The sequence below is a fragment of the Plantibacter sp. PA-3-X8 genome (genome assembly GCF_003856975.1).
Taxonomy (GTDB): domain Bacteria; phylum Actinomycetota; class Actinomycetes; order Actinomycetales; family Microbacteriaceae; genus Plantibacter; species Plantibacter auratus.
In genome coordinates, this window is sequence record NZ_CP033107.1 from 3,927,161 (window position 1) to 3,951,636 (window position 24,476).

General features: G+C 70.3%; 12 protein-coding genes. 2 read left to right on the forward strand and 10 right to left on the reverse strand.

From position 1 onward, the window contains the following. Window positions 1-55: 55 nt before the first annotated feature. Together EAO79_RS18380 and EAO79_RS18385 are read right to left on the reverse strand one after the other, a co-directional pair. Window positions 56-1,006, reverse strand: a complete 951-nt coding sequence (locus EAO79_RS18380; protein ID WP_064296051.1) for a carbohydrate ABC transporter permease — start codon at window positions 1,004-1,006, stop codon at window positions 56-58. After that, the gene (locus tag EAO79_RS18385) at window positions 1,006-1,929 is read right to left on the reverse strand and encodes a carbohydrate ABC transporter permease (RefSeq protein ID WP_064296050.1); all 924 of its coding nucleotides are present in this window, start codon (window positions 1,927-1,929) and stop codon (window positions 1,006-1,008) included. Before EAO79_RS18385 ends, EAO79_RS18380 begins: the two co-directional genes overlap by 1 nt. A 150-nt stretch (window positions 1,930-2,079) precedes the next feature. Between EAO79_RS18385 and EAO79_RS18390 the strand changes: the two genes are divergently transcribed. Both EAO79_RS18390 and EAO79_RS18395 read left to right on the forward strand, forming a co-directional pair. Then, window positions 2,080-3,120, forward strand: a complete 1,041-nt coding sequence (locus EAO79_RS18390; RefSeq protein WP_241160932.1) for a LacI family DNA-binding transcriptional regulator — start codon at window positions 2,080-2,082, stop codon at window positions 3,118-3,120. 400 nt (window positions 3,121-3,520) lie between these two features. Continuing rightward, window positions 3,521-7,429: a glycoside hydrolase gene (locus tag EAO79_RS18395; protein ID WP_124769911.1), complete on the forward strand. Its 3,909-nt coding sequence runs from the start codon at window positions 3,521-3,523 to the stop codon at window positions 7,427-7,429. A gap of 372 nt (window positions 7,430-7,801) precedes the next feature. Here the strand turns inward: EAO79_RS18395 and EAO79_RS18400 are convergent, their stop codons facing one another. From EAO79_RS18400 to EAO79_RS18435, 8 genes are all read right to left on the reverse strand, one after another. Then, a complete protein-coding gene (locus tag EAO79_RS18400; RefSeq protein WP_056014456.1) occupies window positions 7,802-8,071 on the reverse strand; it encodes an HPr family phosphocarrier protein in 270 nt (89 codons plus the stop codon). Window positions 8,072-8,150: 79 nt separating this feature from the next. Next, window positions 8,151-10,193, reverse strand: a complete 2,043-nt coding sequence (locus tag EAO79_RS18405; protein WP_124769912.1) for a fructose-specific PTS transporter subunit EIIC — start codon at window positions 10,191-10,193, stop codon at window positions 8,151-8,153. A 182-nt stretch (window positions 10,194-10,375) separates the two neighbouring features. Then, a complete protein-coding gene (locus tag EAO79_RS18410) occupies window positions 10,376-11,377 on the reverse strand; it encodes a 1-phosphofructokinase family hexose kinase (RefSeq protein WP_124769913.1) in 1,002 nt (333 codons plus the stop codon). Next, window positions 11,374-12,162 (reverse strand): DeoR/GlpR family DNA-binding transcription regulator, encoded by a 789-nt coding sequence (locus EAO79_RS18415; protein ID WP_085512485.1) that lies wholly within the window; start codon window positions 12,160-12,162, stop codon window positions 11,374-11,376. The genes EAO79_RS18410 and EAO79_RS18415 overlap by 4 nt, the downstream gene beginning before the upstream one ends. Before the next feature lie 319 nt (window positions 12,163-12,481). Next, window positions 12,482-13,921, reverse strand: a complete 1,440-nt coding sequence (locus EAO79_RS18420) for an NAD(P)/FAD-dependent oxidoreductase (RefSeq protein ID WP_124769914.1) — start codon at window positions 13,919-13,921, stop codon at window positions 12,482-12,484. A 146-nt stretch (window positions 13,922-14,067) separates the two neighbouring features. Beyond that, window positions 14,068-15,093 (reverse strand): HTTM domain-containing protein, encoded by a 1,026-nt coding sequence (locus EAO79_RS18425; RefSeq protein WP_124769915.1) that lies wholly within the window; start codon window positions 15,091-15,093, stop codon window positions 14,068-14,070. Further along, window positions 15,090-16,004, reverse strand: a complete 915-nt coding sequence (locus EAO79_RS18430) for a DUF5819 family protein (RefSeq protein ID WP_124769916.1) — start codon at window positions 16,002-16,004, stop codon at window positions 15,090-15,092. The genes EAO79_RS18425 and EAO79_RS18430 overlap by 4 nt, the downstream gene beginning before the upstream one ends. Window positions 16,005-16,120: 116 nt before the next feature. Continuing rightward, window positions 16,121-24,427 carry a choice-of-anchor G family protein gene (locus tag EAO79_RS18435; protein ID WP_124769917.1) on the reverse strand — a complete coding sequence of 2,769 codons (8,307 nt, stop codon included), beginning with the start codon at window positions 24,425-24,427 and terminating at the stop codon, window positions 16,121-16,123. Between the last annotated feature and the right edge of the window lie 49 nt (window positions 24,428-24,476).

The window sequence follows — 24,476 nt, forward strand, 5'->3', positions numbered from 1 at the left end:
CACTGCGTTGGGAGGAGGAGGTGATGCGGGTGGTGCGGGTTGGGAACGGCGGGGATCAGCCCTTGACGCTGCCGGCACTCAGGCCGGACTGCCAGAAGCGCTGCAGGAAGAGGAACGCGATGACGATCGGGACGATGGTCAGGAGCGATCCGGTGATCACGAGGTTGAAGATCGGCTGCGCGGCGACACCGGTGGCCTGGGCGCTCCACTGGCTGAGGCCGACGGTGAGCGGATACCAGGTCGGCTCCGACAGCATGATGAGCGGCAGGAAGTAGTTGTTCCAGGTCGCGACGATCGCGAAGAGGAGCACCGTGACGATGCCGGGGCCGAGGAGTCGCAGCGAGATCGTGAAGAAGGTGCGGAACTCCCCCGCGCCGTCCATGCGGGCGGCCTCGAGCAGCTCGGTCGGGACCGCGTCCACCGCGTACGTCCAGATGAGGTACAGGCCGAAGGGACTGACGAGCGAGGGCAGGATGACCGCCCACGGCGTGTTCGTCAGGCCGAGCTGGCTGAACATCAGGAACGTCGGGACGGCGAGCGCTGTGCCCGGCACCGCGATGGAGCCGAGGATGATCGCGAACACGGCGCGCTTGCCCGGGAACCGGAACTTGGCGAGGCCGTAGCCGCCGATCGTCGCGAGGAGCGTCGCCCCACCGGCACCGACCACCACGTAGAGCAGTGTGTTGCCGAACCAGCCGACGAACTGCCCGTCGCGGTAGGTGAGCGTGTCGACGATGTTCTGCCAGAGGTTGAACCCGCCGTCGCCGAACCAGAGGCCGAAGGAGGTGAAGAGGTCGGGCTGGGACTTCGTCGCGTTGATGACGAGCCACAGGATCGGGACGACCGAGTAGATGAGGAAGACGGCCATGACGATCGTGAGGACGATCGAGCGCTTGCGGCGCGGGTCGTGGCGCTTCCGGGTGGGCCGGTCGAAGGCGCGCGGGTTGCGGGCGGTCCGGGTCGACACGGTCTGCGGGCGGACGGTCGGGTTCGAGACGGTGGCCATCAGCTGTTCTCCTGTCGGGAGCCGCGCACCTGCACGACGTAGGCGATGACGGCGGTGATGACGCCCATGATGATCGCGACCGTCGCCGCGAGGTTGAACTGCTGACCGGCGAAGGACAGGTTGTAGGCGTACATGTTCGGGGTGAAGTTGCTCGTGATCACGTTGGGCGCGAGGTTTTTCAGCAGGTTCGGCTCGTTGAAGAGCTGGAAGGAGCCGATGACGGAGAAGATCGTCGCGATGACGAGCGCTCCGCGGAGGGCGGGGATCTTGATGCTGAAGACGGTGCGGAACTGTCCGGCCCCGTCGATCTCGGCAGCCTCGTAGATCTCGCCGGGCACGACGCGGAGGGCGGCGTAGAAGATGAGCATGTTGTAGCCCATGAACTCCCACGTCACGATGTTGCCGATGGAGGCGAGGACGGCCTGGGAGCTGAACGGCTCGAGGATCTGGGCACCGACGAGGTCGTTGAAGCTGCCGGCGAGACCGAACTGGTCGCCGTAGATGAAACCCCAGATGAGCGCCGCGACGACGCCCGGGACGGCGTACGGCAGGAAGAGCGCGATGCGGAAGAAGGCGGCGCCGTGGAGCCTGGCGCTGTCGAGCGCGAGCGCGGCGGTGAGCGACAGGGCGAGCATGATCGGCACCTGCACGACGAAGAACAGTGCGACGCGACCGAACGGCTCCCAGAACTTGGGGTCCTGGAGCACCTGGGCGTAGTTCTCGAAACCGACGAAGGCGTTGCCGCCGATGAGCTTCTCCTGGAAGAAGCTGAGGTAGAGCGCATAGACGAGCGGCGCGATGATCATCAGCGCGAAGACGATCATGAAGGGGGCGATGAACGCCCAGCCCTTCCAATCCCGGCGGTCGCGTCGGTGGACACGGACCGCTGGTGGCCGGCCGGTGCGAGCGGTCGTGGTGGTCATGGGCAGCTTCCTTGCTGGGATTCGGGCGGAACCGTCGTGCGGTGGAGCCGTGCGGGGGTGGGATCGCGGTGGATGTTTACGTCAACATCTGATCGGTACCATAGCATGTTCACGTCAACATGCAAGGATGGATGCGACGATAGGGAGACCATGACGGACACCACCCGGAGAGCGCCTGGCCGCGCCAGGCGAGCACCGTCGATGGCGGACGTCGCGGCGCACGCCGGCGTCTCCTCCCAGACCGTCTCCCGCGTCGCGAACGGGCTGACCAACGTCGACGACGGCACCCGCGACCGCGTGCTGGAGGCCATGAACGAGCTCGGCTACCGCCCGAACAAGGCCGCTCGCGCCCTGCGATCCGGGCGAACCCGCAGCATCGGGATCACGATGTTCACGCTCTCCTCCTACGGCAACATGCGCACCCTCGACGCGATCACGGTCCAGGCCGCACGGGCCGGCTACTCAGTGACGGTCGTCCCCGTCGAGTACCCGACGCAACGCGACGTCGCGGTCGCACTCGACAGCCTCCGCGAGCAGGACGTCGACGGCCTCATCATCGTCATCGAGTCGCACATCGTCGACGGCGCCGACGTCGAACTCCCCGCAGGTCTCCCGGTCGTCGTCATCGACTCCGCGGCACGCACCGACTACCCGGTCGTCGACAACGACCAGGCGCAGGGCGCGGCGCTCGCCACTCAGCACCTCCTCGACCTCGGGCACCAGGGCGTCTGGCACATCGCCGGCCCCCGCACCTCGTACTCGGCGGCTCGTCGCGAGCAGAGCTGGGCCAACACGCTGCGCGAGGCCGGGATCACGCCGCCGCCCGCGTTCCGTGGCGACTGGTCGACGACCTCGGGGTACGAGATCGGCCTCGAGATCGCCGAGCGGCCGGAGATCACGGCCGTGTTCGCCTCGAACGACCAGATGGCACTCGGACTCCTCCGCGCCCTGCACGAGCGCGGCCGTGCCGTGCCGGAGTCGATCAGCGTCGTCGGCTTCGACGACACCCCGGAATCGGACTCGTTCTGGCCGCCGCTCACGACGGTGCATCAGGACTTCGACGAGATCGGACGCCGGGCGATCACCACGCTCCTCCGCGAGATCGAGGAGGGCCCGCAGCTCTCCACTGAGCCCCTCACGCCGACGTCCCTCGTCGTCCGCGCGAGCACCGCTCCCCCGCCCGCGGTCTGAGCTGGCCGGGCTCCTGATCCGATCATTGAGCCTGTCGAAATGCCCACGGCGACACCTCGACCAGCTCGGCGAACAAATCCCCGGTCATTGAGCCTGTCGAAATGCCCACGCCCGCACTTCGACAGGCTCAGTGACCGGCGTAGGGGCCCCAGTGACCTGCGCAGGGGCCCCAGTGACCGGCGTAGGGGCCCAGTGACCTGCGCAGGGGCCCCAGTGACCGGCACAGGGGCCTCAGCCGGAACGGACCGGAATGGGGCTGCAATGACCGGGCCCGCCTTGACACCCGAGCGAGGGGTCGCCCATACTCGTCGGAAATGTTGACGTGAACACGGCGGTTCGACGCCGTCGGATGTTCACGTGAACATCCCCTGCACCACGGCCTCCAACGAAGGAACCACCGATGACACTGCCGTCACCAGTCCGCCGACGAACGATCGGAGCGACCGTCGCCGTCGCCCTCGGCATCGCCGCGATCGCACCAGCACTCGCCACCGTGGACGCCGCACCTGCGGCCGCCGCGGAGAGCACGCCCCTCACCATCACCCCCAACCCGGCCTACCAGAACGAGGCGTTCGAGGGCTGGGGCACGAGCCTCGTCTGGTTCGCCAACGCGACCGGCGACTACCCCGCTGACGTCCGCCAGGACCTGTTCGACAAGGTGTTCGGCGAGGACGGCCTCAACCTCAACATCGCGCGCTACAACATCGGTGGCGGCAACGCGAGCGACGTCCCGCCCTACCTGCGGGCCGGCGGCGCGGTCGACGGCTGGTGGAACCCGGACCTCGCCGCGAGCGACGCCGACGGCCCCATCACCTCCGACTACGCCGACCGCGACCGCTACGCCGCCGCCTGGGACGCCGACGACCCGGCCTCCTACGACTTCGACGCCGATGAGACCCAGCGCTGGTGGCTCACGGCGCTCAAGGACAAGATCACCAAGTGGGAGGCGTTCAGCAACTCCCCGCCGTACTTCATGACCGAGAGCGGTTACGCGTCAGGCAACTTCAACGCCGCCGACGAGCAGCTGAAGCCGGAGAGCGTCGACGACTTCGTCGCGTACCTCACCACTGTCGTCGACCACCTCGAGGCCGACACGGGCATCGACTTCGACACCATCGACCCCTTCAACGAGCCGAACACGAACTACTGGGGCACCCAGATCGACGAGGCCACCGGTTGGCCGAAGGGCGGACGCCAGGAGGGTGCGCACATCGGCCCGGCCATGCAGGACACCGTCATCAAGGCCCTCGCCGAGCGCCTCGCCGCCGAGGGCACCTCGACCGAAGCCGTCATCGCGGCCATGGACGAGACGAACCCCGGCATCTTCGCGACGAACTGGAACGGCTGGTCGCAGACCGCCAAGGACCTCGTCACGCAGCTCAACGTCCACAGCTACGGCCAGGGCGGCAGCGTCGTCGCGCGCGACATCGCGAAGACCGCCGGGAAGCCGCTGTGGATGAGCGAGGTCGAGGGCAACTGGGACTCCAGCGGCAAGCACAACCTCACGAACATCGACAACGGCATCGGTATGGCGACGCACCTCATCGACGACCTCCGCAACCTGGAGCCGACCGCGTGGGTGCTCTGGCAGCCCGTCGAGGACCTCTACAACATGGAGAAGGTCGAGAAGCTCAACTGGGGCAGCGTCCTCATCGACTTCGACTGCAACGCCGAGGGCGACTCCGAGCGACGCATCGCCGACGGTGACGCCGACCCGAGCTGCTCTGTGAAGACGAACGCGAAGTACAACACGCTCCGCAACTTCACCCACTACGTGCAGCCCGGTGACCACCTCATCCCGTCCACCGACGCGCAGACCACCACGGCGCTCCGTGCCGACGGCACCGGTGCGACCCTCGTGCACGCCAACCCGTCGACCTCGGCTCGGACGATCACCATCGACCTGTCGAAGTTCGCGGACATCGCTCCCGGCGCGACGGTCACGCCGATCGTGACGACGGAGTCCCCCGCGGACGACGTCACCGCCAACGCACTCGTGCAGGGCGACGCCGTGTCGATCGACCCGGTGACCAAGCAGGCGACGCTCACGGTCCCGGCGAAGTCGGTCACCACCTTCCTCGTCGACGGTGCGACCGGTGTCGCAGCCGACGCGGCGCCGTTCCAGGACGGACACGCCTACCAGCTCGTCGGCAAGCAGAGCGCGAAGGCGTTCACCGCCGCAGCCACGACCGGGACCGTCCCGGCCGGCACGATCACTCCGCGTGCCTCCGACGCCACGACCGGTGCCGCACAGGTGTGGACCGCCGAGCGACTCTCGGGCGGCGGCACGAACACCGACCGCTACGCCGTCCGCAGCTCGTCCGGGGCACTCCTCTCCGCGAACTCCGCCGGCACCTCGCTCGTCGCTGCGACGCGTGAACAGGCTGCGGCCGACCCATCGCTGCAGTGGATCCCGACGACGACCAACGGCTCCGAATGGAGCCTCGTGAACGTCGGCACCAGCCAGGCCCTCGAGGTCGGCGGGCAGTCCACCACGACGGGCGCCGCCGTCGGCGTCTACCAGTCGAACAACGGCGCGAACCAGACCTGGAACTTCGTCGACACCGCCCTCACGGGTGTGCAACCGGTCACGGTGCAGACCGTCGCCGGCGTTCCGGCGGCGCTGCCCGCGACCGTGGTGCCGCTGTACGGCGCGGTCCAGGGCGCGCCGGTGCCGGTCACCTGGGACACCTCGGCCGTGGACTGGAACACGCCGGGCACGATCGTCGTGAACGGTTCCGGCACCGACGGGTGGGGTGCGGCGTTCACCGCACAGGCCACCGTCGACATCGGCGGCTTCACGACCACCGAACCGGTCTCCCTGACGGTCGCCGCAGGGTCCCCGGCGAGCGCCGTCATCGCTGCGGCACCGACGACGGTCCCGGCGCAGATCGGGGCGAGCGTCAACCGCTTCGACACGCCCGTCACGTGGGACTTCAGCACCCTCGACGACGCCGACCTCGCCGACACCGGTGTGGTGCAGGTGCGCGGCGCGGCTGCCTCGAACGATCCGGCCGCGGCACCGATCGACGCGCTCCTGTCGATCATCGTCACGGCGCCCGGCGAGCGGAACATCGCACCGGACGCCACGACCGTCGCGAGCGCGACGTCCACCGAGTCCGGCTATCCCGCGAGCAACACGAAGAACGGTGTGCGGAACGACAAGGGCTGGTCGAACTGGCGCTCGTCGAACAAGCCGGCGAGCGACACGCTGAGCTACGAGCTCGGCGGTGAGCACACGATCGAGCACGTCACCTTCTACGCCTACAAGGACGGGAGCACCAACAGCTGGCCGAGTGCACTGACCGTGCAGTTCCGCGACGCCGACGGCGCGTGGATCGACGCTCCGGGTGGGGCGGTCGCCGTGCCGGTCCCGACCGATGGGACGGCTCCGGTCGTCGACGTCGACCTCGGTGGCGTCACGACGAGTGCGGTGCGCATCGTGATGACGGCGTACGCGAACACCCACCTGGTCGTCTCGGAGGTCGAGATCTACGCGCTCGCACCGTCGGTCGCGACCGAGGCGAGCCTCGCCGCGCTGCGGGTGAACGGCACGCCGGTCGAGGGCTTCGATGCAGGCGTCCTCGAGTACGAGGTGCCGCTGGCAGGGTCCGCCGACCCGGTGGTCGACGCCATCCCGGCCGACCGCGACGCGACGGTGACGATCGAGCCGCTCGAAGCAGCACCCGCGGCTGCGGCCCGTGCTGCGGCTGACGCGACCGACGGTGTCGTCATCACGGTGACGGCGGCTGACGGCGTCACCACGCAGTCGACGACCATCACCTTCGCCCGGACGGCGGTCGCGACCGCGACGCTGTCGAGCGTGGCCCGCGAGGGCGTGCCGACGACCGCGGCGGTCGTCGTGGACCCGGAGGACGCGGCAGTGGTCTACGCGTGGCTGCTCGACGACGAGGTCGTGGACGGTGCCGACACGGCGACGTTCACGCCGCCCACCGGCAGTGCTGGTGCAGCGCTCGCGGTGCGGGTCACGGTCTCCGCCGATGGCTTCGCGCCGGTGGAGACGACGTCCACGCCGGTGACGGTGCTCGCCGCCGCGGTGGACCCGGGGACCGATCCCGGCACCGACCCGGGGACGAACCCCGGGACCGGTCCCGGCACGGGCTCCGGCGGTGGCGCGGTCGGCGGTGGTGACGGCACGAGCTCGCCCTCGGGCGGTTCGGCTGCCGGAACCGACTCGCTGTCGCGCACGGGTGTGGACGTGTCGAGCATCGGGCTCGTCGCGCTGCTCCTCGGCCTCGTCGGCTTCGCGTCGGTGCTGCTCGCGCGTCGCCGCCGCTCCGCCGAGTAGGTCGCTCCTGACGAACCCCGTCACCCGTCGTCGCGGGTGGCGGGGTTCGTCGCGTGTCCGCAGGCGAGCGGTCCCCGAGGACACTTCGACAAGCTCAGCGACCGGAACGGTTCCACGCACGACACGAAACGGTTCCCCGAGGACACTTCGACAAGCTCAGTGACCGGAACGGTTCCACGCTCCCTGAGCCTGTCGAAGGGCCCACGAGCAACCACGCACGACACGAAACGGTTCCCCGAAGACACTTCGACAAGCTCAGTGACCGGAGCCCTTCCCGCGGAGAGACCCGCTCCCTGAGCCTGTCGAAGGGCCCACGACGAAGCCCCGCCGTCCGAGATGACTCGGGCGGCGGGGCTTCGTGGTGCAGGGTGGCTACTCGGCGTCGAGGTCCGTCTCGAGGAGACCGGCGAGCTCGGCGAGCGCCTCGTCGGCGCCCTCGCCCTCAGCGCGGAGGGTGACGACGTCGCCGTTGGTGGCGCCGAGGCTCATGATCGTGAGGATGCTCGAGGCGTCGAGCGGGCCCGAGTCGCCCAGCTCGATCGTGACGGGCACCGGCTGGCGCTTGACCGTCTCGATGAAGAGCTTGGCGGGTCGGGCGTGCAGCCCGACGCGGCTGGCGATGGTGGCTTGGCGTTCGGCCATGATGATGCTCCTTCTGCGGTTCGGTTGGTGCCGGCCGGACCAGTGGATCAGGTCAGGCTGTGGATCGGACGGGTACGGATCAGACGGCAGCGGGCTCGGTGGTGACCGCGGGGGCCGCCGTGTCGGCGCCGTCCACCGGACGACGACGGGCGAACCGCTTGAGCAGGATGACGGCGACGGCGGTGATGACCGTGCCGACGGCGACCGACAGGATGAACATCCCGATGTTGCCGATGGCGAAGAACACGAAGATGCCACCGTGCGGTGCCTGCGAGGTGACGCCGGTCGCCATGATGAGCGCACCGGTGGCGGCACCACCGAGGATCGACGCCGGGATGACGCGGAACAGGTCGGCCGCGGCGAACGGGATCGCACCCTCGCTGATGAACGCGGCGCCGAGCAGCCAGGCTGCCTTACCGTTCTCCCGCTCGACCGCGGTGAACGAACGACGGCTGAGGACGGTCGAGGCGAGTGCCATCGCGAGCGGCGGCACCATGCCGGCGGCCATCACGGCGGCCATGATCTGCCACGGTGCCTGGTTGGCGAGCGTGCCCGCACCGAGACCGGCGACGGCGAACGAGTACGCGACCTTGTTGACCGGACCGCCGAGGTCGAACGCCATCATCGTGCCGAGGATGACCCCGAGCAGGATGGCGGAGACGCCGGTGAGACCGGACAGCCACGAGTTGAGGCCGTTCATGAGCGCGGCGATCGGGCCGCCGAGGACGAGGATCATGAGGCCGGACGCGACGATCGAGCCGATCAGCGGGATGATCACGACGGGCATCAGCCCACGCAGCCACCGCGGCACGTTGAGTCGACCGAGGCCGTAGGCGACGCCACCGGCGAGCAGACCACCCACGAGTCCGCCGAGGAAGCCGGCGCTCATGAGGAGGGCGACGGCGCCGGCGACGAACCCGGGCGCGATGCCCGGTCGGTCGGCGATCGCGAAGGCGATGAAGCCCGCGAGGGCCGGGACGAGGAAGCCCATCGACGCGGCACCGATCGAGAACGCGACCGCACCCAGGTAGGTGCCGAGGCCGCCCGCCGGGAGGTTCACGAGGCTGTTCTCGACGATGATCTTGCCGGCGTTCTCGGTGATGTTGTATCCACCGAGGAGGAAGCCGAGGGCGATGAGCAGACCGCCACCCGCGACGAACGGGATCATGTAGCTGACGCCGGTGAGCAGCCAGCGCTTGATCGACTGACCGACGTTGGCGTCCTTCTTGTCCGACGTCGACGCGGAGGCGTCACCGGCCGCTGCGGCGACCCGCGGGGCGTTCGGGTTCGAGATCGCGGCGACCGCGTCGTTGATGAGCTGTTCCGGCGCGTCGATGCCGCGCTTCACGGGAGCCTTGATGACGGGCTTGCCGGCGAAGCGGGTGACGTCGCGGACGTCCACGTCGACGGCGAAGATGACCGCCTGCGCCTTTGCGACGACGTCGGCGGGCAGCGGGGTCGCACCGGAGGCGCCCTGCGTCTCGACGTGCAGCTCGACACCGAGGCGTTTGGCGGTGGCGGCGAGCGAGTCGGCTGCCATGTAGGTGTGGGCGATGCCCGTTGCACACGAGGTGACCGCGATGAGCACGGGCCGTGCGGCCTGGTCGCCGGCCTCGACGGGAGCCGTCGCGGCACGCTCGGCTGCGGGAGCCGACGCCGGCTTGGGTGCATCGCTGAGTGCACCATCGACGAGGGCGACCACCGCGGCGGCGTCGGGCGCCTCACGCAGCGAGGTCACGAACTCGGGCTTGATGAGCGAGCGGGCGAGCTTCGACAGGAGGGCGAGGTGCGCCTGGTCGGCGCCGTCCGGAGCCGCGATGAAGAAGAGGAGGTCGGCCGGGCCGTCGTCGGAACCGAAGTCGACGAGCGGCGAGACGCGGGCCATCGCGAGCGTCGGCTCGGTGACGGCGGCTGAACGGCAGTGCGGGATCGCGATGCCGCCGGGGATGCCGGTGTCGGTCTTGCTCTCCCGCGCCCAGGCATCGGCGAAGAGGGCCTCGGTGTCGGTGGCACGGCCGGCGCGGACGACGAGCTCGGCGAGCGCGCGGATGACACCCGCGCGATCGGTGCCGAGGTCGGCGTCGAGGGCGACGAGCCCTGGGGTGATGAGTGGGGTGGACATCTGGGTTCTCCTTCGAAACGGATGCTGGTGCTTCGGGTGGTCGGGGCGGCCCTTCGACAAGCTCAGGGACCGGGGTGGGGGGTTAGGGACCGGGGTGGGCGGTCAGGGACCGGGTTGGGCGGTCAGGGACCGGGTTGGGCGGTCAGGGACCGGGTTGGGCGGTCAGGGACCAGGGTGGGCGGTCAGGGGGCGGAGGGGATCCGCTGCGGGAGCTGGGCGACGTCGATGGCGGCGGCGTCCGTCCCGCTGAGCGCCGGCACGTCGCTGCCCGGGAGTGCCGCGGCTGCGGCTCCGTGGGCGACGGCCTGCGCGAGGCGTGCTGCAGGTGCGTGACCTGCGGTTCGCGCGATCAGGTAGCCGGCGAGGGAGGAGTCCCCCGCACCGACGGTGCTGCGCGCGACGATCTTCGGGGCCGGGGCCGACCAGGCGGTGTCACCCTCCACGAGGACGGCTCCTCGGGAGCCGAGCGTGACGAGGACGGCGGCGACCGGGCCCGGGGCGTCGGTCGTGCCGACGAGCGTCGCGGCGACGGCTGCGGCGAGCGCCGGGTCGGCCTCGATCTCGTCGCCGGACGCGGTGCCGGTGAGCTCGGCGAGTTCGGCACCGTTCGGCTTGATGAGGTCGACGCGTTCCCCGGTGACGGCGAAGGCGGCGAGGAGGGCGGCGAGCGGCTCCCCCGAGCTGTCGACGGCGACGAGCGGGCGAGTGCCGTCGGTGAGGGCGCGAGCGGCCCGGACGATCCGTGCGTAGAAGTCGGCCGGCAGCCCGGGTGGCAGCGAACCGGCGATGACGAGCCATTCGGCACTCGCGGCGGCACGGGCGGTCGCGTCGACGAGGCGTGCAGCGTCGTCCTCGGTGAGGAGCGGACCCGGCTCGTTGATCTTGGTGGTGGTGCCGTCTGGCTCGGTCAGCGTGATGTTGCGGCGCACGGGCTGCCCGGTCGGGACGGCGAGGACGTCGATGCCCTGCGCGCGGAGCGACTCGATCATCGGGTCGGTCGATTCGCCGGGGAGGACGGCGATGGTCGCCAACTCGGCGGCGGCGATCGCCCGCGAGACGTTGACGCCCTTGCCGCCCGGCTGCTCCCGGCTGGCGAGGGCACGGAGGACTTCGCCGCGCTCGACGACACCGGGGAGCTCCACCGTGTGGTCGAGCGAGGGGTTGGCGGTCAGGGTGATGATCATGCTACGACCACCTCGACACCCGCAGCCTCGAGGGCGTCCCCGAGCGTCGTCGGAACGACCTCGTCGGTGATGACGGTGTCGATCTCGTCGAGGGCGGCGAAGCGGATGAGCGCCTCCTCGCCGAGCTTGGCGGCGTCGGCGAGGACGACGGCCCGTCGCGAACCGCGGACGATCGCCGACTTCACGGCACCCTCGAGTTCGTCGGGCGTGCTGAGGCCGAAGTCGGCGCTGACCCCGTTGGCGCCGACGAAGGCGATGTCGGGGCGGAAGCGGCCGAGCTCGTCGACGGTCGTGCTGCCGACCGCCGCGCTCGTGATGCCACGGACGCGGCCGCCGAGGAGGTGCAGTTCGACGTGGTCGCAGTGGTGGAGCGTCGCGGCGATCGGCACGGAGTTGGTGATGACCGTGAGCGTCTGGCCGGCGGTGGCCGGGCGCCAGGTGACGAGGAGGTCGGCGAGGTGGGCCGTGGTCGTCCCGGCGTCGATGACGATCGAGCCGCTGAACGTGGCCGGGATGAGCCGGAGGGCCGCACGGGCGATCGTGGCCTTCGCGTCGCTCCGCTGGCCCTGGCGATCGGCGAGGCTGGCCTCGGCGACGGAGGCACGTGCTGCGGAGACGGCGCCGCCGTGGACGCGGCGCAGGACGCCGGAGGTTTCGAGCTGGTCGAGGTCGCGGCGGATCGTCTCAGCGGTGACGCCCAGCTCGCGGGAGACGTCGGCGACGGAGACCCGTCCGCTCGTCTTCACCCGGCTGGTGATGTGCTCGTGCCGCTCCGTCGCGTACATGCGTCGTCCTTGACCTTCGTTTCCGGTGTTGCAGGCTTGCAGTGCGAAGAAAGTATCACACAAACACAGAGAAACACAGATCCACGTCTTTTCCGGTCCCTGAGCTTGTCGAAGGGCGCAACCATCCCCGGTCCCTGAGCTTGTCGAAGGGCGCAACCATCCCCGGTCCCTGAGCTTGTCGAAGGGCGCAACCATTCCCGGTCCCTGAGCTTGTCGAAGGGCGCACTTCGACAGGCTCAGTGACCGATCAGGGCGGTCGCTCAGTGACCGATCAGGGAGGTCGCTCAGCGACCGGTCAGGTGGGCGGGTCGGCAGCGGGTCAGGGTGCGAGGGACGGAACCGGCAGGCGGAAGGTATGCCGCAGGGCGGACTCCGCCGCCAGGAACCCCGCCATCCCGTGCACGCCCATCCCCGGCGCGGCCGAGCTCGAGCAGAGGTACACCCCGGCCGCGGGCGTCCGCCACGGTTCGCGACGCACCACCGGGCGCCGCAGCAGCTGACGCAGCGACGGCTCGCCCCCGGAGATGTCGCCACCGATGTCGTTGGGGTTCTCGCGTTCGACGACGACGGAGTCGCGGCCCGCCTGAGCGATGATCGTGTCGCGGAAGCCCGGCGCGAACCGTTCGATCTGATCGACGATCGCCTCGGACATGTCGACCCGCGAGCCCTTCGGCACGTGGCAGTACGCCCACACCGTGTGCTTCCCCACCGGCGCGCGACTCGCGTCGAACAGCGAGGGCTGCGACAGCAGCACGTACGGTCGATCCGGATGGCGACCCGCGGCCACCGCGTTCTCGGAGGCGGCGATCTCCTCGGCTGTCCCACCGAGGTGCACGGTGGGGGCGTCGAGCAGTGCCCGGTTGGTCCAGGGGATCGGCTCCGAGACCGCGAGGTCCAGCTTGAAGACGGCGTTGCCGTAGCGGAACCGATCGAGCGCACGGACGTAGTCGGTGGGGAGCCGGGACCCGACCGCCGCGACCATGTCCCGCGGGCTGGTGTCGAACAGGACCGCTGCGGACAGGGGCAGATCCGAGACGGCGGTGACCCGGTGTCCGGTGACGACGCGGCCGCCGTGCGCCTCGAGGTCGGCCACCATGGCGTCGGCGAGCGACTGCGCTCCGCCGATGGGCAGCGGCCAGCCGTCGGCGTGTGCGTTCGCGGCGAGGACGAGTCCGGCGCCCGCCGCCGGGAGCCCGGGGAGCCTCGTGATCGTGTGCGCCATGACCCCCGTGAGCATGCCGGGCGCGACCGTCCCCTCGAAGCGGCGCAGCCAGGCCGGGGATCCTTGTTCGAGCACCCGGAGGCCGAACGGGACGACGTCGAACAGCCGCTTCGGGATGGGCAGCAGCGGGTTCAGCGTGAACTCGGTCACGGCCTCCATGCGGTCGACGACGGGCTGCAGCAGCTCCCGCCACGCGATGCCGTCGACGCCGAGCGTGCCCACCGTCCGGTCGAGGTCGCGGTAGGCGATTCCGGCGCGGCCGCGATCGAGCGGGTGCCCGTAGGAGGCCTCCGGGATCAGGTAGTCGACGCGCTCCGTCGCCTTCCACGCTCGGAAGAACGGTGAGGTCAGGACCATCGGGTGGATCGCCGAGCAGACGTCGTGACGGAAGCCCGGTTCGGTCAGCTCCTGCGTCCGCAGACCGCCGCCGATGGTGTCGGCTGCCTCATGCACCTCGACCTCGAGGCCGGCGCGCGCGAGGGTCACTGCAGCGGCGAGACCATTCGGCCCGCTGCCGACGACGACCGCATCCACCATCGCTCCAGCCTAGGTCGTGGGCGATGGACATGGGATGACGGGTTCCGCGACGCCCGCGCCGGCCGGGATGGAACGGGTGGCGGTCGGCGCAACCGTGGCGCCGACCGCCGGTTCGTCTCGCACCCGAACGCGCGAGACGGCTGTGGTCACGACGGCGAACCGGCCGACGTCGTGACGGGTCTTTCGGTCCTCTGGCGCTCCAGCAGCAGCTGGCGGAGCACTCCCCCGGCGTGCGACGCCCACCGACCGACGGCGACCCAACTGCGGTCGCGGACGAAGAGCAGGTCGAGGGCGATCATCGCGAGCGAGAACGGCCACAGCCCGAGGAAGAGGCCGATGCCGAGGTGCATCAGGATCGTGAAGCCGAGCGCGAGGATCCGCGTCGGCCGCCACAGGATCAGCACGGGGAACAGCAGCTGCACCCAGACCGACAGGAACGTGGCGACCCAGACGAACGGACCGACCTGCCAGGCGAGGTCGCTCAGCGCCGGGAACGGCCGGAACACGTCGAGGACGAGCGAGTAGTAGAACGCCGTGCCCTCCCGCCACTCGGGCCCCATCAGCTTGTAGATGCCGGAGTTCACGTAGACGAGCATGATCTGGTACGCGCAGAGGAGGACCGCGGTGTTGTTGGCGGCGTTCGCGAGCCAGGCCGGGATCGCGAACCGACCGCGCAGGATCGGCCGCAGCGCTCGCCCCCGCCGCTTGGTGAGCCACGCGTCGACCGACCAGTGACGCGACAGGTCCGCGAACACCAGGAACAGCAGCGTGATGCGGATGATCGTGTCGCCGCCATTGGTCAGCACCGTGCTGTTGGTCGCGAGCCCCACCCAGAACACGAGCAGGACTGGCGTGACGAACCGGGTCTGCCAGCCGACGAGGAAGAGCAGCCCGAGCACGATGAGCACCCCGTAGGCGAGGTCGAAGACGAAGGCGCTGTCCTTCGTGAAGACGAGCTCGAACAGCGGGAACCACGCGCGACGGTTCGCCTCCGGGTCGACCCACTTCGACGCGACGCCCCAGAGGTAGTGGCGGTCGGCGAGGCTCGTGAACAGGAAGCTGACGATCGCGACACCGTAGAGGATCCGCAGGGCGGAGAGGCTGTAGCCGGCGTGCTTGGCACCCGTGACCCAGCCGGCGAACCGGTCGAACGATGCGCGGACGGCGTTCATCGTGCACCTCCGTAGCGGGTGACGACGTCGCGGTAGACGGCGAGGGTCTCCGGGTCGATGACGTCGTCGACGTGCCGCCAGCCGAAGGTGACGGCGGTGTCGTCGAACTGCTGCTCCTCGGAGAAGCGGTTCTCGAAGTCGTTCGGGCGGGTGCGGTCGATCCGCCACCGGACGCGCTCGACGTCCTGGTCGAAGTACGCCGTGGAGAACGCGGTCGCGTACTCCTTGAGCATGTAGTCGTAGCGGAGGAACCGGACGACGTCGCCCTGCCCCGAGCCCGGCGTCGTGCTGACGGCGTCGAGGTCGGCGATGAGCGACTCGGCCGACTGGGCGCGATACCCGCCACCGTCGGCTCGCTGGATGAAGGTGTCGCGGACGATCTCACGCTGCTGGGCATCGAGGGCGAGGTAGCGGGCGTTGTAGGCGAGCATCGCGTTCCACGAGGACTTCTGGATGCGCGACGGCTCGGCGTGGCCGGGGACGGCCTGCTGCTCGAGCTTCGTGACGTTGACCCAGTCGGACTTCACGAGCGTCCCGTCGGCGTCGCGCCACTGGGCCTGGACGGAGAAGGTGATGTTCGTCTTCATGATGCTCGGCGCGAAGACGTTCCACTTCTGCGTGAAGTACGGGCCGGCTGCGGCGACGACAGCACCACGGACGGGTGTGGTCGGTGAGACGATGACGAGGGTGCCCGCGACGTAGACGCCGACGAGGGCGATCGAGACCGCGGCGGCGATGCGCGCGGCCCGCTTCGGCGGGGCGGTTTCGTCCCGAGACGATCCCGCTCCCCGGTCCTGCCGACCGGACGCCGGTGCCTGATCGCCGTCCGGTTCCTCGGCGCCGTCCGGTCCCTGAGCTTGTCGAAGGGTGTCAGAACGACCCCCGACGGGTGTGCGTGTGATCGGAGTCACGGTTCCTCCTTGGTGCTGGGTGGTGATGAAACCGCGGGGCACCGGTTCGGCGGTGTCTCCGCGGGAGAAGGAGCAGGCCGTGCCGACCCGAATGCGGCACGGCCTGCTCGGCGAGGTCACTCCATACGCGCCCGTCGCGTGGCCACGAAGGCGCCTCCAAGGAGGAGCATCATGGCGCCGAGCCCCCCGAGCCACAGGCCGTCGAAGCCGGTGCTCGGCAGACCGGGGCGTGACCCCGGTGCGGTGGCGGCCACCGCGGTGACCGTGAAGGCGGTGGCCTCACGATCGAGCGGCAGGTCGCCGGTCACGGATCCGGAGAGTTCCACCCGGTGGGCACCCAGCTCGAGCGACGAGTCGATCGGGAAGGTGAACGTGGCGTTCCCGGAGGCGTCAGCGATGACGGGCGTCAGTGCGAACGGGGTCGAGAAGACCGTGGCCGAGATGGTCTCGCCGGGCTCGAAGCCGGTGGCGTAGACCTCCTGGATCACACCCGTGTCGCGGACGATCGTCGAGTACTTGACTGTCGCCTGACGCTCGTCGCCGGCGTCGGTGTCGCCATCGGCGTCAGCGGCGGTGTCGGCATCAGCCGCAGTGTCGGCGTCAGCCGCAGTGTCGGCGTCAGCCGCAGTGTCGGCGTCGATGTCAGCGTTGAGGTCGACATCGGTGCCGTCAGCGTCAGCGGCGGTGTCAGCCGCAGCATCCGTGTCGGCAGCAGCATCGACGTCGGCAGCAGCGTCCACGTCAGCAACAGCGTCGACGTCCGCAGCAGCATCGACATCGGCCGCAGCATCAGTGTCGGCGGCAGCATCGGTGTCGGCAGCGGCGTCCACATCAGCGGCAGCATCGACATCGGCCGCAGCATCAGTGTCGGCGGCAGCATCGGTGTCGGCAGCGGCGTCCACATCAGCGGCAGCATCGACATCGGCGGCAGCATCCACATCAGCAGCGGCATCGGTGTCAGCAGCGGCGTCCGTGTCGGCGGCAGCGTCCGTGTCAGCCGCAGCATCGACGTCAGCAGCAGCATCCGTGTCGGCAGCAGCGTCAGTGTCAGCAGCAGCATCGACGTCAGCAGCAGCATCGACGTCAGCAGCAGCATCCACGTCAGCCGCAGCATCGGTGTCCGCGTCCGCGTCCGCGGCAGCATCCACATCAGCAGCAGCATCGACGTCGGCGGCAGCATCCGTGTCAGCAGCAGCGTCCACGTCAGCCGCAGCATCCACATCGGCGGCAGCATCGGTGTCGGCAGCAGCGTCAGTGTCGGCAGCAGCATCCACATCGGCCGCAGCGTCGGTGTCGGCGGCAGCGTCCACGTCTGCGGCAGCGTCCGTGTCAGCCGCAGCGTCCACGTCTGCGGCAGCATCCACATCAGCTGCGGCATCCACATCAGCCGCAGCGTCCACATCAGCCGCAGCGTCCACGTCTGCGGCAGCGTCCACATCAGTCGCAGCGTCCGTGTCAGCCGCAGCATCCACATCGGCTGCAGCGTCGGTGTCGGCGGCAGCGTCCACATCAGCGTCCACATCAGCCGCGGCATCGACGTCCACGTCGGCGTCCACGTCAGCAGCAGCATCCACATCGACCGCAGCTGCGTCGGTGTCGACGTCGACCGCTCCGTCCTCGATGGTGACGTCAGCCTCGGCCGGCGTCTCGGAGACATCGCCCTCGGCGGTCACCGTGACCGGTCCGGGCGTGTAGTCGTCCGGGATCGGCAGGTCCACGGTGAAGGAACCGTCAGGGTTCGTCACCACGGTGACGGACGGTGCGCCCGGGATGGACACCGTGACCGTCTCGCCACCGGCGAAGCCCGTCCCGTCGACCGTGACCGTCTCACCCGGCAGCACCGAGGACGGGTCGACCGTGATGGCCGTGTCGTACGCGAGGATCTCGATGATCGTCGTCGCCGGCTCGTCCGATGCTGCACCGAGTGCCGTCACCGTGACGTCGCCGAGCGCGTAGCCGTCGGGGACCGGCAGGGTCACCGTGAAGCCGCCGCCGACGTTCGTCACCTGCGTGACGACTGGGGCGCCGGGGATCGACACCGTGACCGTCTCGTTGGCTGCGAAGCCCGATCCGGTGATGACCGTCGTGTTGCCGGCGATCAGCGCGTCCGGGGAGGCGGTGATGACGGGCGAGAACACGATGGCGGTGACAGTGACGGTCGCGGTGGCCGGCGTCTGCGACACCGCTCCCTCCGCCGTGACGACCAGCGGGCCGACGGGCGCGTTCGCCGGGACCGTGATCCCGACCGAGAACTCGCCGGCACCGTTCGTGGTCGCAGGGACGGCGGCGCCACCGGGCACCGTGACCGTGACGGACTCGTTCGGCGCGAAACCGGTGCCCGTGACGAGCGTCGCTCCGCCGGCCGCGACCGTGCTCGGGTCGGCGGTGATCGCCGTCTCGTAGGCCTCGACCGTGAGCTCCGCCTCGGCGGGCGTCGCCGAGGTCTCGCCGACCGCGGTCACCGTGACCGGCCCGGCGGGCGTTCCGGGCGGCACCGGCAGGGTCGCGGTGAAGCCGCCGTCGCCGTCGGCCGTCACGACGACGGGGTCGCCGCCGGGGATCGAGACGCTGACCGACTCGTTCGGCTGGAAGCCGGTACCGGTGACCGTGGTGGTCTGGCCCGGGTTCACCGTGTCCGGTGTGAGGGTGATCGCCGTGTCGTAGACCGTGGCCTCGACCGTGACGGTGGTGGTCGCCTCGGTCGCCGAGACGACGCCGAGTGCGGTGACCGTGACCGGACCGGTCGCGAAGCCCTGCGGGACGGCGAACGTCGTGGTGATCTCACCGTCGGCGTTCGAGGTGACCGTCACCGGCGCGAGGCCGGGGAAGGTGACCGTGACGCTCTCGGTCGGAGCGAAGCCGCTACCCGAGATCTCCGTCGAGGTGCCGCCGGGGACCGTCGCCGGGTCGGCAGTGATCGTCGGCGTGTAGACCACGTCGACCGTGAGGTTCGTCGTCGCAGGGGTGTCGGACGTCGCACCGAGCGCGGTCACGACGACCGTTCCCTCGGCGTAGTCGGCCGGCACGGGCAGCGACACGGAGATGGTGCCGGTCGCCGTCGCCGTGGTGGTCACCGGGTCGGCGCCGGGGATCGAGACCGTGACGCTCTCGGTCGGTGCGAAGCCGGTGCCGGTGACGAGGGTGCTGGCACCCGCGACGACGGTGGTCGGGTCGGCGGTGATGGCGGTGACGTAGGTCGTGGCCTCGACGGTGAGCGTCGCAGCGGCGGGGGTCGCCGAGACGGTACCGGTGGCGGTGACCGTGACGTCACCGATCGGGAAGTCCGCGGGGAGCGTGACGCTCACGGAGATCTCGCCGTCGGCGTTCGCCGTGGTCGGGAACGGGTCGACGATGCCCGGGACCGTGACACTCACGCTCTCGTTCGGGGCGAAGCCCGCACCGGTGACGGTCGTGCTGCCACCCGGCGCGATGGTCGCGGGATCGAGGGCGATCGCCGTCTCGTAGGCGAGCACCGTGACGGTGGTCGTCGCGTCCGTCGCCGAGAGGGCACCGGTCGCCGTGACGATGAGCTCCCCTGCGGTGGTGCCCGACGGGATCGGCAGGGCGGCGGTGAAGCCGCCGTCGCCGTTCGCCGTCACGACGACCGGTGTGCCACCGGGGATGGAGACCGAGACCGACTCGTTCGGTGCGAACCCGGTACCGGTGATCGTCGTCGAGGTGCCGGGGAGCAGCGTGTCGGGGTCGGCGGTGATCGCGGTCTCGTAGGGCACCACGGTCACGTCGGCGTCGGCGGGCGTGTTCGACGTGTCACCGGTCGCGGTGATCGTCAGCGGACCCGCGGGTGTTCCCACCGGGATCGTCACGGGCTGCGTGAAGTCGCCGTCGCCGTTCGTCGTCACCGTGACGGGGTCGCCGCCCGGGATCGTGATGGTGACGGTCTCGTTCGGCGCGAAGCCGGTGCCCGTCACGGTGGTGGTTCCACCCGGGTTGGCCGTCGTCGGGTCCACCGTGATCGCCGTGTCGTACACGACCGCTTCGACGAGGACCGAGGTCTGCGCCGGCGTGAGCGACAGGGCGCCCGTGGCCGTGAACGTCACGGTCGCGGGGACGAAGTCCGCGGGGAAGGCGACCACCTGGCTGATCTCGCCGAGACCGTTCGCCGTGGTCACGACGTCGTCGAAGCCGGGAGCAGAGATGGTCACCGACTCGTTCGCGACGTAGCCGGTGCCGGACAGGATCGTCGAGTCGCCGGGGTTCAGCGTGGACGGCGTGGCCGTGAGCGTCGTCTCGAACGCCTCGACGGTGATCGTCGCAGTGGCGGGTGTGTTCGACACGGCTCCGACGGCCGTCACGACGACGGGGCCGGCGGGGGTGCCGGGCAGGATCGGCAGGATGGCGGTGATGTCACCGTCCGGGCCGGCCTCCACCAAGACGGGCGTGCCGCCGGGGATGGAGACGGAGACGGACTCGCCGGGCAGGAAGCCCGTTCCGGTGACGGTGGTGCTGCCGCCGGGGAGGAGCGTGTCGGGATCCGCGGTGATCGCCGTGTCGTAGACCGTCACCTCGACCGTGACCGTGGTCGTCGCCTCGGTCGCGGAGACGACGCCGAGGGCCGTGACCGTGACCGGACCGACCGCGAAGTCCTGCGGGACGTCGATGGTGGTCGTGATCTCGCCCGCTGCGTTCGACGTGACGGTGATCGGCTCGAGGCCCGGGAAGGTGACTGTGACGCTCTCGCTCGGCGCGAAGCCGGAGCCTGAGATCTCGGTGCTGGTGCCGCCAGGGACCGTGGCCGGGTCGGCGGTGATCGTCGGGGTGTAGACGACGTCGACCGCGAGGTTCGTGGTGGCCGGGGTCTCGGAGACCTCACCGAGGGCGGTCACGACGACCGTGCCCTCCGCGTAGTCCGCCGGAACCGGGAGCGACACGGAGATGGTTCCGGTCGCCGACGCCTGCGTGGTGACCGCGGGCGCACCGGGGATGGAGACCGTGACGGTCTCGTCGGGCTCGAAGCCGGTACCGGTGACGAGCGTGCTCTCCCCCGCGACGACGGTCGTCGGGTCGACCGTGATGGCCGTGACGAAGGTCGTTGCCTCGACGGTGAGCGTCGCCGTGGCTGGGGTGGCCGAGACGGCGCCGGTGGCGGTGACCGTGACGTCGCCGAGCGGGAAGTCCGCAGGGAGCGTGACACTGACCGTGATCTCACCATCGCCGTTCGCCGTGGTCGTCACGGGCGTGGCGAGGCCGGGGATGGTGATCGTGACGGTCTCCTGAGGGACGAAGCCCGAACCGGTGACGACCGTGCTGCCGCCAGGTGCGACCGTCTGTGGGTCGAGCGCGATCGCGGTGTCGTACGCCTCGACGGTGATGACCGTCTCGGCCGGGGTGACGGAGACCGCGCCGGTGGCGGTGACCGTGAGCTGGCCAGCGGGCGTGCCGGAGGGGATCGGCAGGACGGCCGTGAAGCCGCCGTCGCCGTCAGCCGTCACGACGACGGGCGTGCCGTCCGGGTAGGAGACGGAGACCGACTCGTTCGCGGCGAAGCCGGTGCCGGTGATGGTGGTCGAGTTGCCGGGGAGGAGGGAGGCCGGGTCGGCGGTGATGGCCGTGTCGTACGGCAACACCTCGAGGTCGGCGGTCGCCGGGGTTGCGGAGGTTTCGCCGGTCGCGGTGACGATGAGCGTGCCGGCCGGCGTGCCGTCGGGGACGGGCAGGTCGACGGTGAAGCCGCCGTCGCCGTCCGCATCGACGGTCACCGGGGTGCCGCCCGGGTAGTCGACGGTGACCGTCTCACCGGGCAGGAAGCCGGTGCCGGTCACGGTCGTGGTGTTCCCAGGGATGAGCGACGTCGGGTCGAGCGTGATGGCGGTGTCGTAGACCGTCGCGGTGACGGTGACGACGGTGGTCGCTTCGGTCGCGGACACGGCGCCGAGGGCGGTGACCGTGACGTCGCCGACCGCGAAGTTCTGCGGGACCGCGACGGGGGCGCCGATCGCGCCGAGTGCCGTGGCGGTGACGGTGATCGGCTCGAGGCCGGGGAACGTCACGACGACGTCCTCGCCGGGCGCGAAGCCGGCGCCGTTGATGATCGTGGTCGTGCCACCCGCGACCGTGGCCGGGACGGCGACGATCGACGTCTCGTAGACCACGGTGAGGTTGGTCGTGGCCGGGGTGTCGGACGTCTCGCCGAGCGCGGTCACGACGACCGGGCCTGCGGCGTAGTCCGCCGGGACGTCGAGCTCGACCGAGATCGTGCCGGTTCCGGTGGCCGTCGTGGTGACCGGGTCGACGCCGGGGATCGAGACGGCGACGGTCTCGCCCGAGGCGAAGCCGGTGCCGGTGATCGTCGTGGTCCCACCGGCGACGACACTGGCCGGGTCGGCGGTGATGGCGGTGACGTACTGCGTCGCCTCGACGGTGACCGTCGCGGTCGCGGGGCTGGCCGATGAGGCACCGGTCGCCGTGACCGTCACGGGGCCGAGCGGGAAGTCCGCCGGGAGCGTGAGGCTCGTGGAGATCGTGCCGGTACCCGTCGCAGTGGTGACGATCGGGTCGGTGAGGCCGGGGACGGTGATCGACACCGACTCGCCGGGCAGGAACCCGGTGCCGGTGATCGTGGTGCTGCCGCCCGGAGCGATCGTCGCCGGGTCGGCGATGATGGCGGTCGCGAACGGGGCGACGACGAGGTCGGTGGTGGCCGGGGTGGCGGAGGTCGCACCGGTGGCGGTGAACGTCAGGGTCGCCGGGGTGAAACCGGCGGGGATCGCGACGCTCTGGCTGATCACACCGGCGGCATCCGACGTCGTGGTGACCGGGTCGAGTCCGGGCGCGGTGATGGTGACCTGCTCGTTCGCCGCGAAGCCGGTGCCGTCGATCACGGTGGCCTGGCCGGGGTTGACGGTCGCGGGCGTGGCGGTGATCGCCGTGTCGTACACGACGAGCGTGCCGCGCACAGACGACGACGCGAGGTTGACCGTCGCGAGCGAGATCGCCGGGACGAGGGAGATCTGCACGGCGCGGACCGTCGATGATCCCGCCCCGAGGTCGCCGGTGGCCGGTTGCACGTTGGCGGTCACATCGGCGACGAGGCGGACGATGTTGAGGATCGGTCCGACGACGTTCGCGGCGAGGCCTCCGGTGATGCTGTTGAGGCCGGTGCCGAGCGTGTTCAGGCTGGTGAACGCGGTGGCGACGACGTTCTTGACGAGTCCGAGGACGAGGTTGACCACGCCGTCCAGCGTCAAGCCGAGGGTCGCGAGGATCGGGTTCAGCACGTTCGGGAGGAGCCCCGCCGAGGTGAAGGCGGCGGTACCGTTCTGGACCGCCCCGAGGGTCGAGTCGAGCGACAGGGAGATGACCGGGACCTGCGTGACGACGACGTTCGTCGTGACGTTACCGGTGACCTGAATGCGCGTGCCGTCGACGGCAGCCTGGAGACCGGCGGACACGGCCGTGACCTGCGCGGTGACGGCAGACGTGATCGCGGCCGCGATGGCGGCACCGATCGGGCCGGACAGCAGCGAGGTGTTCGGCGGCAGGTCGTTGAGGTCGGGCAGCGTCGGGTCGTTCGCGAGCAGGGTCGCGAGGTCGACGGTCACCGCGCCGGTGAGCAGGTTGACGGAGACGCCGGTCGCCGCCGACTGCGACGCCTGGGTGGTGAGGATCGTGTTGACCACGGTCGACAGGTTCGGCGGGGTGACCGTCCCCGTCGCGCTCACGCGGAGGACGCCGATGAGGTTCGCGTTCAGCGCGGTGTTGAGCGCCGAGGTGAGCCCGTTGAGCGTGGTCTGCAGCGGCGGGAGGAGGCCCGTCACCTGCGTGCCGACGTTCTGCACGAGGGGGCTCTGGAAGTTGAGCGTCGCACCGGCGATCTGGTAGTCGGGAACGGCCGTGGTGCCGCCCGTCTGCGAGATCGTGGAGGCGAGGGCGCCGAGGCTGAGCGAGAGGTCGCTGAGAATCCCGCCGGTGGGCGTCCCGACCCGGCCGAGCAGACCGGTCAGGTCGAGTTCGGCGTCCGCCGGCGGAGCATCGGGTCCACCGATCGAGACGCCACCCTGGTCGGTGACCGCGCCTGAGCCGGCGATCGCGTCGCCGTTGTCGGCGGCGGACCCGTACTGAGCGACGGCACCGAGCTCGATGACGCCATTTGCACCGAACAGTTGGAGCGAGCTACCGAGGTCGACGCCGAGGGTGTTGAGCACCTCGGCCGACAGCGGGTTCGCGGCGACCGGGTGCACCCCGCTCGGGTTCTCGGCACGGGCGCCGGCGACTGCGGCGAGGGCGTCGAGGTTGATCCCGGCCGCCTGTCCACCGAGGAAGCGGCCGAAGCCGTCGGACACGTCGGACGGGGCCGCTGTGGCCGCCGTCGTCGATCCCATGGCGATGACCGTGCCGACCACGGCCATGGCCGCGACCTTCCACGCACGGCCTCGGCCGAGGATGCTTCGCTGCTGTTCCCCCACGGTGGAACCCTTTCTTCGGTGCACGGGCGAACCCGCGACTGGCGTCGAT

Coding starts and splice junctions, on each gene's coding strand:
- EAO79_RS18380 (WP_064296051.1), bottom strand. CDS start 1,006: ATGGCCACCGTCTCGAACCCGACCGTCCGCCCGCAGACCGTGTCGACC.
- EAO79_RS18385 (WP_064296050.1), bottom strand. CDS start 1,929: ATGACCACCACGACCGCTCGCACCGGCCGGCCACCAGCGGTCCGTGTC.
- EAO79_RS18390 (WP_241160932.1), top strand. CDS start 2,080: ATGACGGACACCACCCGGAGAGCGCCTGGCCGCGCCAGGCGAGCACCG.
- EAO79_RS18395 (WP_124769911.1), top strand. CDS start 3,521: ATGACACTGCCGTCACCAGTCCGCCGACGAACGATCGGAGCGACCGTC.
- EAO79_RS18400 (WP_056014456.1), bottom strand. CDS start 8,071: ATGGCCGAACGCCAAGCCACCATCGCCAGCCGCGTCGGGCTGCACGCC.
- EAO79_RS18405 (WP_124769912.1), bottom strand. CDS start 10,193: ATGTCCACCCCACTCATCACCCCAGGGCTCGTCGCCCTCGACGCCGAC.
- EAO79_RS18410 (WP_124769913.1), bottom strand. CDS start 11,377: ATGATCATCACCCTGACCGCCAACCCCTCGCTCGACCACACGGTGGAG.
- EAO79_RS18415 (WP_085512485.1), bottom strand. CDS start 12,162: ATGTACGCGACGGAGCGGCACGAGCACATCACCAGCCGGGTGAAGACG.
- EAO79_RS18420 (WP_124769914.1), bottom strand. CDS start 13,921: ATGGTGGATGCGGTCGTCGTCGGCAGCGGGCCGAATGGTCTCGCCGCT.
- EAO79_RS18425 (WP_124769915.1), bottom strand. CDS start 15,093: ATGAACGCCGTCCGCGCATCGTTCGACCGGTTCGCCGGCTGGGTCACG.